Genomic DNA, 11,545 nt, shown 5'->3' with positions numbered 1-11,545 from the left:
GTCGAGGCAAGATCGCGACGCTTCTGCGTGCTGCCCCGAACCACCGGCCAAGAGTATCAGCCGACTGAAGTGTCAAGGCGCTGCTTTGCCCGGTACTGACGAGTTCTATGCTCGCGGCATGGCTGATGTTCTTCCTCTTGTCGAGGCCCGGTTGCGCACCGCGCTGGGTGAGCCGGGCGCCCGCGCGGCGGTCACGTTCCTGGGCACGGACCGCATCGAGGTGCTCCGTTTCCAGGAGGGCGACATCGTCCGCTACGCCACACTCGGCATGTCCGCGCAGCCGATGGCGGATCCCACGGCGGTGCTCGCCGACCCGGTCAAGGGGCCCCGCGCGGAGCTGGTCCTCTCCGTCCGGAGCGGGCTCGCCGACACCGACAAGGTGCTCCGCCCGCTCGCCGTCCTCGCCGCGTCCCCGCAGGTCGAGGGTGTGGTGGTGGCCCCCGGCGCCTCGCTCGACGTCGGTGAGCCCCTGTGGCCCGGCGCCGCGTTCACCTCGGTGCTGGTCGCCGAACCGGGCGGTCTGGTGGCGGACCTGGAGCTGGACGAGCCGCTCGACCCGGTCCGCTTCCTGCCGCTGCTGCCCATGACGCCGAACGAGGCCGCCTGGAAGCGCGTGCACGGCGCGCAGGCCCTCCAGGAGCGGTGGCTGACGCACGGGACGGATCTCCGGGATCCGTCCCGCAGGTCCGTCCCGCTGGAGTGACTGACGTCACCAACCGGTGGCCGAAAACCGCCAGTTGGCGAAGGCGGCCTCCAGGTTGCCGGCGAAGGCCGCCCGCCAGTCGGCGGACAGCGCCTGTCGGTCGGCTGACGTAGCCCGCCAGTCGGCGGACGCAGTTCGTCAGCCGGCGGGTGTCGTCCGTCAGTTGGCCAAGACCGCCACACCGTCCTCGGTCGCGTGCCTCGGCTCCAGCTCCTCGGCCTCGTGCACAAGTGCCGTGCGCCGTACGACGACCACGGCCGCGCCGATGACGGCGGTGACCGCCGCGACGACGAACGGGACATGGACGTCGGTCCACTCCTCGATCTTCGGCGCGAAGTAGGGCGCGGCCGCCGCCGCGAACCAGCGCACGAAGTTGTAGCCCGCGCTGGCCACCGGACGCGGGGCGTCGGACACGCCGAGCGCCAACTCGGTGTAGACGGTGTTGTTCACACCGATGAACGCGCCGGACAGGACCGTGCAGACGACCGCCGTGGTGTGGTCGCCGTAGCCGAGGACGAGCACGTCGGCCGCGAGCAGTACCAGCGAGCCGCCGAGCACCTTCAGCGAGCCGAACCGCCTCTGGAGCCGCGGCGCCACGACCACCGAGAAGACCGCGAGCAGCACGCCCCACGCGAAGAACACCGCCCCCGACGCGTACGGGGTCATGTCCAGCACGAACGGGGTGAAGGCCAGCACGGTGAAGAACGTGTAGTTGTAGAAGAACGCGGAGACGGCTGCGGAGGCGAGCCCGCCGTGGCCGAGCGCCTTGAGCGGGTCGAGCAGCGAGATCTTGCGGGCCGGCTTCGGCTGCTCCTTGAGGAACGCCGTGATGCACAGGAAGCCGACCGCCATGAGCGCCGCCGTGCCGAAGAAGGGGTAGCGCCAGCTGGCGTCGCCGAGCAGCGCGCCCAGCAACGGCCCGCACGCCATGCCGAGGCCGAGGGCGGACTCGTACAGCAGGATGGCGGCCGCGCTGCCGCCGGCCGCAGCGCCCACGATGACCGCGAGCGCGGTCGACACGAAGAGGGCGTTGCCCAGGCCCCAGCCGGCGCGGAAGCCGACCAGTTCGGCGACCGAGCCGGAGGTGCCCGAGAGGCCCGCGAAGACCACGACGAGGGCGAGGCCGAGCAGCAGCGTCCGCCGGCCGCCGACGCGGCTGGAGACCCAGCCGGTCACCAGCATGGCGAACGCGGTGATCAGGAAGTAAGAGGTGAAGAGCAGGGAGACCTGGCCGGGCGTGGCGTCCAGTCCCCGGGCGATCGACGGCAGGATCGGGTCGACCAGGCCGATGCCCATGAAGGCGACGACGGACGCGCCGGCCGTCGCCCATACCGCCTTGGGTTGCCGCAGCAGACCGCCGGTTCCGGCGTCGAGGGGGTCCGTGCGGTCGTCCGTGCGTTCGTCAGCGGGATCGTCCGCGGGGTCGTCCGTGCGGTCCATGCGTACTCCGATCCGGACCTAGAAGGTTGGTATTTACATACGATAAGTTAGATCGGCTAATTAATGCAAGCTGCATCTAATTGTTCCCGGTGAAACGCCTCCGCCCGGACGGGTGATCGTCCTTGACGTGGGCGGGCTCGGGTAGGACCGTGGGGCTCTATGAGGGGCGAACCCAGTTGCCCGAAGTGTGGTGGCCGGGTCAGGGCTCCCGGACTCTTCTCCGACTCCTGGCAGTGCGATGTGCATGGGACGGTGCATCCGCTGCAGCCCGTGATCCCGCCCAGCGTCGAGGCCCTCAGTGTCGTGGTGCACCGCACGCAGGTGCCGGTGTGGATGCCGTGGCCCCTGCCGGTGGGCTGGCTGTTCACGGGAGTGACGTACGCCGGTGACGACCGCAGCGGCGGTCGCGCCACCGTCGTGGCCTGCTCCGGACCCGGGCCGCTCGGCGGCATGGGCGAGCTGATCCTCGTCGCGGAGGAACTGGGCGTCGGCCTCGGCGCGCGGTACGCGGGCGTCGACGGTCCGGACCCGGGGCCGTACATGAGCGTCGAGAAGCCGCCGCAGGCCAAGGTGCTCGCCGCCGGGCGGCCCACACCGCTGTGGCATGTCTCCGCGACACCGGACGACCGGGCCGTCTTCGCCGGCGAGGCGCGGGGCCTGTGGCTGTGGGCGGTGGTCTGGCCCGAACAGTCGGGGCTGCTGATGTACGACGAGCTGGTGCTGACGGATCTGCGGGACGCGGGGGCGGAGGTGGAGCTGGTGCCGTGCGGGGCGTTGTCGCCGCGCTTGCTCAAGCCGTAGGCCCCCTGGGGGGTGCGTGGAGGCGGTGCGTGTAGGGGGTGACCCCGGCCTGTGGGTGTGACATCGGGCGTTCGAATTGCCGCTATGCTGAAGCGTCCCCTCCGCCCCGTCCCCGCTGGGAGTCCGCGTCGTGCGCATCGATCTGCACTGCCACTCCACGGCTTCCGACGGTACGGACACCCCGGCCGAGCTGGTGCGGAACGCCTCCGTCGCCGGTCTGGACGTCGTGGCGCTGACCGATCACGACACCACCCGTGGGTACGCGGAGGCGATGCGCGCCCTGCCGGCGGGGCTGACGCTGGTCACCGGGGCCGAGCTGTCCTGCCGTATCGACGGCGTCTCCATGCACATGCTGGCCTACCTCTTCGATCCCGAGGAGCCCGCGCTGCTCGCCGAACGCGAGCTGGTGCGTGACGACCGGGTGCCCCGGGCGCAGGGGATGATCGCCAGGCTCCAGGCGCTCGGTGTGCCGGTCACCTGGGAGCAGGTGGCGCGGATCGCGGGGGACGGGTCCGTCGGGCGGCCGCACGTCGCCACCGCGCTCGTCGAGCTGGGTGTGGTGCCGACCGTGAGCGACGCGTTCACCCAGGAGTGGCTGGCCGACGGCGGCCGGGCCTTCGTCGAGAAGCACGAGACCGACCCGTTCGAGGCGATCCGGCTGGTCAAGGGCGCGGGCGGGGTCACCGTCTTCGCGCACCCGGGTGCCAGCAAGCGCGGCCGTACGGTGCCGGAGTCCGCGATCGCCGAGCTGGCCGCCGCCGGGCTCGACGGCATCGAGGTCGACCACATGGACCACGACGACGCCACGCGCGCGCGACTGCGCGGACTGGCCGCCGATCTGGGCCTGCTGGTCACCGGTTCCTCCGACTACCACGGCAGCCGCAAGACCTGTGTGCTCGGCGAGTACACGACCGACCCCGAGGTGTACGGGGAGATCACCCGGCGTGCGACCGGGGCGTTCCCGGTGCCCGGGACCGGCGGAGCCTGAGCCGCACCGTCTCGGCGTCCCCCTTCACCCTCTTTCCCGCAAGGCCTCTGCACTGATGTTCGACGTTGCCGTCTTCGGCTCTCTCTTCCTGACCCTTTTCGTCATCATGGATCCCCCCGGGATCACCCCGATCTTCCTCGCGCTGACCGCCGGGCGCCCCGCCAAGGTGCAGAAGCGGATGGCCTTCCAGGCCGTGTGCGTGGCGGGCGGTGTCATCACCGTCTTCGGGCTCCTGGGCCACCAGATCCTGAACTACCTGCACGTCTCCGTGCCCGCGCTGATGATCGCGGGCGGACTGCTGCTCCTGCTGATCGCGCTCGACCTGCTCACCGGCAAGACCGACGAGCCGAAGCAGACCAAGGACGTGAACGTGGCGCTCGTGCCGCTGGGCATGCCCCTGCTGGCCGGGCCGGGCGCGATCGTCTCGGTCATCCTGGCCGTACAGAAGGCCGACAGTGCCGCCATGCAGGTGTCGGTGTGGGCGGCGATCCTGGCCATCCATGTCGTGCTGTGGCTGGTGATGCGCTACTCGCTGCTGATCATCCGTGTCATCAAGGACGGCGGCGTGGTCCTGGTGACCCGGCTCGCGGGCATGATGCTCTCCGCCATCGCGGTGCAGCAGATCATCAACGGGGTCACCCAGGTGATCCAGGGGAGCTGAACCCCTGGTACGCGTAGGCACGATTAGGTACGTGCAGAGCCCCCGTCCGGCGTCGATGCCGGGCGGGGGCTCTGAAGCCACTGCGGTGATCCGCGTCTGTTACGAGGCCGTGGTGTCGGCCGGACGGATCCACAGCCGCTGCCCGATGGCGGCGGCCTGCTGAACGATCCGGTTGACGGAGGCGGCGTCCACGACGGTGCTGTCCACGGCCGTGCCGTCGACGTCGTCGAGTCGCATGATTTCGAAGCGCATCGCTTCTCCCTTCGTCTGGTCATCCTCCTGGAGGATTACTCACTGCGTGTCGTGCTACATGAGGAGTCAACGGGGTGCGTGTTACAAACATTCCCTACGCTAAGGAAATTTTTCGAACGGCTAATTACTAACGAGTAAGAGAGCCTGCGGAGACTGAACGGGATCGGTTGTGTTCACAGCGTGACCGCCGGGACAATGGACACGATGAACGACGACCACGCGGCCCTCGCCGCCCGCATCGACCGCACGAACGAACTCCTGACGCGCATGCTCGCCGAGGTGGCGAAAACGCCCTCGACCCATGCGATCTTCGTCGACGCGGGATATCTCTACGCGGCCGCGGGACGGCTGATCGCCGGCACCGAGGACCGCAGGGCGTTCGATCTGGACGCCGAGGGTCTCATCGAGGCGCTCATCGACCGCGCCCGCACGATCTTCGCGGACAGCAGGCTCCTGCGCGTCTACTGGTACGACGGCGCCCGCCGCCGCATCCACACCGCCGAGCAGCAGTCCATCGCCGAACTCCCCGACGTGAAGATCCGGCTGGGCAACCTCAACGCCAACAACCAGCAGAAGGGCGTCGACTCGCTGATCCGGACCGACCTGGAGTCACTGGCCCGCCACCGCGCCATCAGCGACGCGGCGCTCCTCGGCGGCGACGAGGACCTCGTCTCGGCCGTGGAGGCCGCCCAGGGGTACGGCGCCCGCGTCCACCTCTGGGGCATCGAGGCGCCCGAGGGCCGCAACCAGGCCGAGCCGCTGCTCTGGGAGGTCGACAGCCAGCGCACCTTCGACCTCGACTTCTTCAAGCCGTACGTCGCCCGCCGCACCCCCCAGGCCTACGACGCGACCGGCACCGGCCGGCCCACCCGCGAGGACGTCCGCTTCGTCGGCGCGCAGATCGCCGCGAAGTGGCTCGCGGCGCGCGGCCGCGACACCCTCGTCGAGCTGCTGCCGGGCCACCCCTACCTGCCCGGCTCCGTCGACCAGGACCTCCTCGTGGAGGCCGAGGGGCTGCTCCAGTACTCCCTGCGCGGCCAGGCCGACCTCCGGCGCGCCCTGCGGGACGGCTTCTGGGAGCACGTGCAGGCGCAGTACTAGGGGTACTGGCTCGGGGTACTGGCCAGGGGTGCCGGCCAGGGGTGGTCAGGGGTGCTGCGGCAGGTCGTCGTACCGTGCCGCCCGGGCGTCCCAGAAGTCCGCGAGGGCGGTGGCCGTCGCCTCGGGCCGGTCCAGGTTCGGCGAGTGCTCGGCGCCCGGGATCACGCTCCGGTGCGCGCCCAGCTGTACGGCCATCTCGTCCAGGAGGGCCACAGGCCAGGTGTCGTCGCGGGCGCCCGACAGGACGTGGAACGGCAGCGGGACGGCGGCCAGTTCCTCGACCCGGTTCGGCTCGACGCACAACTGGCGGCCCGTGGCGAGGAGTTGGGCGGGCTTGTGGTTCAGCCAGCGCAGGTGCAGCTGTTCCAGGCTGCCGAAGCCGCGGGCCGGGCCGCCGACCTCCTCCGGCGGGCCCATCGCCAGGATCGCCCCCCACACCTGCGGCATCGTCATCACCGCGAGCGCGTCGTGCAGCAGCTTCACGCGCTGCTTCTGGGACTCGGAGATCTCGGCCGGGCCCGAGGCGATGAGCGTGAACGACACGAAGGGGGAGTGGTCGAGCAGTACGGCGGCACGGGCGATCTGGCCGCCGAGCGAGTGCCCGACCAGGTGCAGCGGAGTGTCGAGCGCGGCCGCCTGCGCGAGCACGTCCCGCGCCAACTCCTCTCGGGCGTACGGGGATTCGTCCTCGTCCGGTCCGTCGCTCTCGTTCTGTCCGCGGCCGTCCACGGAGATGATCCGGTAGCCGCGCGCCGCGAGGGGCTCGTGCAGCAGGTGGAAGTCCTCCTTGCTGCCGGTGAACCCGGGCAGCAGCAGGGCGACACCCCGCGGCTCGACACCGGCGGCCCCGGGCGAGTCGACGACGGCGAACTCGCCCCGCGCGGTCCGCAGCGGGTACGCGCGAGCACCGGGGGGCGGGGGGAACGGGGACGAGGTGCTGCTGGTCGGGCTGGTCACGTGCCGAGGCTACCGGGAGGGCCGGGGGCCGGGGAACGGCGACCGGTGCGGCCGAGAACGCCGACGGCCCGGCTCCTCCGGGGGGAGGGGCCGGGCCGTCGGGTCGTTCTGCCGGTCGATCAGCCGTCCGCGGGCTCCGCTGCGGCCGTCGCCTTACGGGTGCGGCGCACCCTCGGCTTCGGCTCCTGAGCCGCGTCGGACGCGGCCGGGGCCGCAGCCGTGGCAGCGGCCTTGCGGGTGCGGCGCGGCTTCGCCTCCGCCTCCTGCGTGGCCTGGGCCGGGATCTCGGCCGTGGCCGTGGCGGCGGTCTTGCGGGTGCGGCGCGGCTTGGCCTCGGCGGCCTCCGCCGTGTCCACGGCCGCTTCGGCCGCCGCGGCGGTCTTGCGCGTACGGCGCGGCTTGGCCGCCGTCTCCGTGCCCTCGGCCGTGTCGACGGCCGACTCGGCGGCGGCCGCCGTCTTGCGGGTGCGGCGGGGCTTGACCGCCACCTCCGTGCCCTCGGCCGTGTCGACCGCGGTCGTGGCTGCCGTGGCGGCCGTCTTGCGCGTACGGCGGGGCTTGGCCTCGGTGGCCTCGGCGGTGTCGACGGCCGTCTCGGCGGCCGTCGTCGTGGCCTTGGCCGCGGTCTTGCGGGTGCGGCGCGGCTTGGCCGCCTCCGGCTCCTGCGTGGCCTGGGCCGGGATGTCGGCCGTGGCGGCGGCCGTGTCGGCTGCCGTCGCGGTCGTCTCCGGTGCCTGGACGGCCTTGCGGGTGGTCCGGCGGCGGGGCTTGGCCTCGGTGGCCTCGGCGGTGTCCACGGCCGTCTCGGCGGCCGTCGTCGTGGCCGTGGCCTTGGCGGCGGTCTTGCGGGTGCGGCGGGGCTTGACCGCCACCTCCGTGCCCTCCGCCGTGTCGACGGCCGTCTCGGCAGCCGCCGTCGAGGCCGTGGCGGCCTTGGCGGCCGTCTTGCGGGTGCGGCGCGGCTTGGTCTCGGCCTCGGTGGCCTCCGGGGCCGTCGGGGCCTCGACGACCGCCGCGGCCTCGGCCGAAGCCGTCGCCTTACGGGTGCGGCGACGCGGCGTGGCCTCCACGACCTCCGGCGTGTCGACCGCGCTCACCGCGCTGACCGTGTCGACGACCGTCTCGGCGGCGGTCGGCTGCGCCTGCGCCGTCGGTGCGGCCTCCGGGACCTCCACGGCCTCCGCGGTCCTGCGGGTGCGGCGACGACGCGGCTTCGCCGCGGTCTCACCGGTCTCCGGGGTGTCGAGGGCCGGGCCCTCCGCCGTCGTCACGGCCGCTTCCGCGGCCTCGGGGGCAGCGGACTCACTGACGGCCGTCACCGCGGCGGCGGCCGTCTCGGGGCCCGCTCCACCGCGCGTACGGCGCCGGCGGCGCGGGGTGCGCGGCCCGCCGGTCTCCTCGGCGACGGGCGTCGAATCGGCTGTGGGAGCCGGGGAGTTGACCTGCTCCGGCACCCCGTCGAGCACCGCTCCGCCACGCGTACGACGACGGCGGCGCGGCGTACGCGCCGGACGCTCGTGCTCGCCGGAACGCTCGGACGAACGCTCGGCGGAACGGGACTCGCCCCGGCCGCCCCGCTCGCCCCGGCCACCGCGAGCGCCGCGTCCACCGCGGCCGCCCGGCTCACCGAGGTCCTCCAGCTCCTCCGCGTCGAGCCCGGCGCGGGTGCGCTCCGCCCGCGGCAGGACACCCTTGGTGCCCGCGGGGATGTTCATCTCCTCGAAGAAGTGCGGGGAGGTGGAGTACGTCTCCGGCGGGTTGTTGAAGTTGAGCTCCAGCGCCTTGTTGATGAGCTGCCAGCGCGGGATGTCGTCCCAGTCGACGAGGGTGATCGCGATGCCCTTCGCACCGGCGCGGCCGGTACGGCCGACGCGGTGCAGGTACGTCTTCTCGTCCTCGGGCGTCTGGTAGTTGATGACGTGCGTGACGCCCTCGACGTCGATGCCGCGCGCGGCGACGTCGGTGCAGACGAGGACGTCCACCTTGCCGTTGCGGAAGGCGCGCAGGGCCTGCTCGCGGGCGCCCTGGCCCAGGTCGCCGTGGACCGCGCCGGAGGCGAAGCCGCGCTGCTGGAGCTGGTCGGCGAGGTCGGCCGCGGTGCGCTTGGTGCGGCAGAAGATCATGGCGAGGCCACGGCCGTCGGCCTGCAGGATGCGCGCGACCATCTCGGGCTTGTCCATGTTGTGCGCGCGGTACACGTGCTGCGAGATGTTCGCGACGGTCGCGCCCTCGTCGTCCGGCGCGGTGGCGCGGATGTGCGTGGGCTGCGACATGTAGCGGCGGGCGAGTCCGATGACCGCGCCCGGCATGGTCGCCGAGAACAGCATGGTCTGGCGGCGCGCCGGCAGCATGTTGATGATCTTCTCGACGTCGGGCAGGAAGCCCAGGTCGAGCATCTCGTCGGCCTCGTCGAGGACGAGCGACCGGATGTGCTTCAGGTCGAGCTTCTTCTGGCCCGCGAGGTCCAGCAGTCGGCCCGGGGTGCCGACGACCACGTCGACGCCCTTCTTCAGGGCCTCGACCTGGGGCTCGTAGGCCCGGCCGCCGTAGATCGCGAGAACGCGTACGTTACGGACCTTGCCCGCGGTCAGCAGGTCGTTGGTGACCTGGGTGCACAGCTCGCGCGTGGGGACGACGACGAGCGCCTGCGGGGCGTCGGTGAGGTCCTCGGGCTTCGCGCGGCCGGCCTCGACGTCGGCGGGGACGGTCACGCGCTCGAGGAGCGGGAGGCCGAAGCCGAGCGTCTTGCCGGTGCCCGTCTTGGCCTGGCCGATGACGTCCGTGCCCGACAGGGCCACGGGGAGCGTCATCTCCTGGATGGGGAAGGGGGTGATGATGCCGACGGCCTCCAGGGCCTCGGCGGTCTCGGGAAGGATTCCGAGCTCTCGGAACGTCGTAGTCAGGGTGCTGCCTCTTCTGTGTACGCGGTGCGAGGCGAGCGCGGGGGTCGTTTGACGGACCGTGCCGGGGGACGTCGGCTGCCGTACGGGCGAGCCGTGAAAGGCAAGCCGTAAGACACGGGACCACTGCCGACGCTCTAGCTCTCGTACCGCTGAGGGGTTCCCTCCGGTTGTCGTACGCGATGTGGCGTACGGTCAAGGAGGGCTGTCGGGTCGGAGCCGATCGGGCCACCGACCGGGCATCCTCATACGTGCGGCCCGTCGAATATTCGGCAGGCGCATTACCACCATACCCCGGAATCGCGCACACGCGATGGCCGATTCGGTCACGTTGTGGTTGTCACAGTGTCGGGACCGGTCCCGTGCGACGTGGTGGTCACACTGATTGACCAGGGACTTCCGTCGCGCGGCGGGCGGGCTATTGTGCGCTTCATGACGACCTCTGACAAGCCTGACAACGCGTCCGACGAGCCTGCCGAGTCCGCCGAATCCGCCGCGCCCACCGGCATCGCCGCCCAGGACTGGGCCCAGGCCTCCGCCGATCCGCAGTACCGGGCCGCGGTCGTGGACCTGCTCGGCGCCCTCGCGTACGGCGAGCTGGCGGCGTTCGAGCGGCTCGCGGAGGACGCCAAGCTGGCGCCCACGCTGGAGGACAAGGCCGAGCTGGCGAAGATGGCGTCCGCCGAGTTCCACCACTTCGAGCGGCTGCGTGACCGGCTCACCGAGATCGGCGAGCAGCCGACCCTGGCGATGGAGCCGTTCGTCGCCGCGCTCGACGGCTTCCACCGGCAGACGGCCCCCTCGGACTGGCTGGAGGGCCTGGTCAAGGCGTACGTCGGCGACTCGATCGCCAGCGACTTCTACCGCGAGGTCGCGGTACGCCTGGACACCGACAGCCGTGCCCTGGTCCTCGCCGTGCTCGACGACACCGGGCACGCCGGCTTCGCCGTGGACCGGGTGCGCGCCGCGATCGACGCGGACCCGCGCGTGGGCGGACGGCTCGCGCTGTGGGCGCGGCGGCTGATGGGCGAGGCGCTGTCGCAGTCCCAGCGGGTGGTCGCGGACCGGGACGCGCTGTCGACGATGCTCGTGGGCGGTGTCGCGGACGGGTTCGACCTCGCCGAGGTCGGCCGGATGTTCTCCCGGATCACCGAGGCGCACACCAAGCGGATGGCGGCGCTGGGGCTGGCCGCGTGACCCGCCCGCCCGCGGGGGCTCACACCCGCCGCGGGCGCCTCACACCTGTGCCGGTGCCGAATGCCGCCGGAAGCGGCCGGCCGGGCGCAGCAGCAGGGAGAGGGACGCGGCGGAGACGACCACCGCTCCGATCAGACTCACCAGGACGGTGCCGGGGCCCAGCGCGCTGTGGGTGACGAAGTCACCGAACAGGGCTCCGGCGACGCCCGTCGCGAGGACGAGGGTGCGCATCGGCAGGCGGTGCGGCAGGCGGTGCAGCGCCGCCCACGCGAGCGCGAGACCGAGCACAGCGGAGCCGAGCGCTTCCAAGATCATGTGGGGGTCCCTCCCGGACGGCGGGGCGGTGCACCAAGGTCGTAGCCCGTCATACCCGTGACCTGCGGAATGCAATCCTCCCCCGTGGAGGACTTGTGCGCTGTTTGTGAACGCGGAGGATCCGTGTGTGAACACGGCGAAGGGGGGGGGGGGGGGGGGGGGGGGGGGGGGGGGGGGGATGGGGGGGGGGGGGGGGGGGCGCTCTTCATCACCCCCCCCCCCCTTCGTGA

11 protein-coding genes are annotated in these 11,545 nt (G+C 72.1%); 6 read left to right on the top strand and 5 right to left on the bottom strand.

Annotation, left to right across the window (positions count from 1 at the left end; all coding sequences use genetic code 11):
- Positions 1–118 precede the first annotated feature (118 nt).
- Positions 119–703 carry a suppressor of fused domain protein gene (locus ACZ6D7_RS10635; protein WP_469486806.1) on the top strand — a complete coding sequence of 195 codons (585 nt, stop codon included), beginning with the start codon at positions 119–121 and terminating at the stop codon, positions 701–703.
- Between the two features lie 159 nt (positions 704–862).
- Here the strand turns inward: ACZ6D7_RS10635 and ACZ6D7_RS10630 are convergent, their stop codons facing one another.
- Positions 863–2,143, bottom strand: a complete 1,281-nt coding sequence (locus ACZ6D7_RS10630; RefSeq protein WP_469486803.1) for an MFS transporter — start codon at positions 2,141–2,143, stop codon at positions 863–865.
- 159 nt (positions 2,144–2,302) lie between these two features.
- Between ACZ6D7_RS10630 and ACZ6D7_RS10625 the strand changes: the two genes are divergently transcribed.
- The 3 genes from ACZ6D7_RS10625 to ACZ6D7_RS10615 all read left to right on the top strand — a co-directional run bounded on the left by ACZ6D7_RS10625 (position 2,303) and on the right by ACZ6D7_RS10615 (position 4,593).
- The gene (locus ACZ6D7_RS10625; protein WP_319347657.1) at positions 2,303–2,944 is read left to right on the top strand and encodes a DUF6758 family protein; all 642 of its coding nucleotides are present in this window, start codon (positions 2,303–2,305) and stop codon (positions 2,942–2,944) included.
- A gap of 130 nt (positions 2,945–3,074) precedes the next feature.
- Complete coding sequence (locus ACZ6D7_RS10620; RefSeq protein ID WP_469486799.1) at positions 3,075–3,932, top strand: PHP domain-containing protein; 858 nt, start codon at positions 3,075–3,077, stop codon at positions 3,930–3,932.
- A 55-nt stretch (positions 3,933–3,987) separates the two neighbouring features.
- Positions 3,988–4,593, top strand: a complete 606-nt coding sequence (locus ACZ6D7_RS10615) for a MarC family protein (RefSeq protein WP_469486796.1) — start codon at positions 3,988–3,990, stop codon at positions 4,591–4,593.
- A 99-nt stretch (positions 4,594–4,692) separates the two neighbouring features.
- Here the strand turns inward: ACZ6D7_RS10615 and ACZ6D7_RS10610 are convergent, their stop codons facing one another.
- Complete coding sequence (locus ACZ6D7_RS10610) at positions 4,693–4,845, bottom strand: hypothetical protein (RefSeq protein WP_469486793.1); 153 nt, start codon at positions 4,843–4,845, stop codon at positions 4,693–4,695.
- 195 nt (positions 4,846–5,040) lie between these two features.
- On the opposite strand from ACZ6D7_RS10610, the gene ACZ6D7_RS10605 reads away from it, so the two are divergent.
- On the top strand, positions 5,041–5,946 hold the full coding sequence (locus ACZ6D7_RS10605) for an NYN domain-containing protein (protein WP_469487931.1): 906 nt from the start codon (positions 5,041–5,043) through the stop codon (positions 5,944–5,946).
- A 45-nt stretch (positions 5,947–5,991) separates the two neighbouring features.
- Here the strand turns inward: ACZ6D7_RS10605 and ACZ6D7_RS10600 are convergent, their stop codons facing one another.
- A complete protein-coding gene (locus ACZ6D7_RS10600) occupies positions 5,992–6,903 on the bottom strand; it encodes an alpha/beta fold hydrolase (protein WP_469486790.1) in 912 nt (303 codons plus the stop codon).
- 119 nt (positions 6,904–7,022) lie between these two features.
- A complete protein-coding gene (locus ACZ6D7_RS10595) occupies positions 7,023–9,713 on the bottom strand; it encodes a DEAD/DEAH box helicase (RefSeq protein WP_469486782.1) in 2,691 nt (896 codons plus the stop codon).
- Positions 9,714–10,226: 513 nt separating this feature from the next.
- Here ACZ6D7_RS10595 and ACZ6D7_RS10590 point away from each other — a divergent pair.
- Positions 10,227–11,000 carry a ferritin-like fold-containing protein gene (locus ACZ6D7_RS10590; RefSeq protein ID WP_469487925.1) on the top strand — a complete coding sequence of 258 codons (774 nt, stop codon included), beginning with the start codon at positions 10,227–10,229 and terminating at the stop codon, positions 10,998–11,000.
- Between the two features lie 39 nt (positions 11,001–11,039).
- On the opposite strand, the gene ACZ6D7_RS10585 is transcribed toward ACZ6D7_RS10590, so the two are convergent.
- The gene (locus ACZ6D7_RS10585) at positions 11,040–11,315 is read right to left on the bottom strand and encodes a hypothetical protein (RefSeq protein ID WP_469486777.1); all 276 of its coding nucleotides are present in this window, start codon (positions 11,313–11,315) and stop codon (positions 11,040–11,042) included.
- Positions 11,316–11,545 lie beyond the last annotated feature (230 nt).

Source organism: Streptomyces sp. NPDC041784, assembly GCF_055591025.1.
Note: the sequence above shows the minus strand (reverse complement) of the source record. Positions and strands in the feature narration are given on the sequence as shown.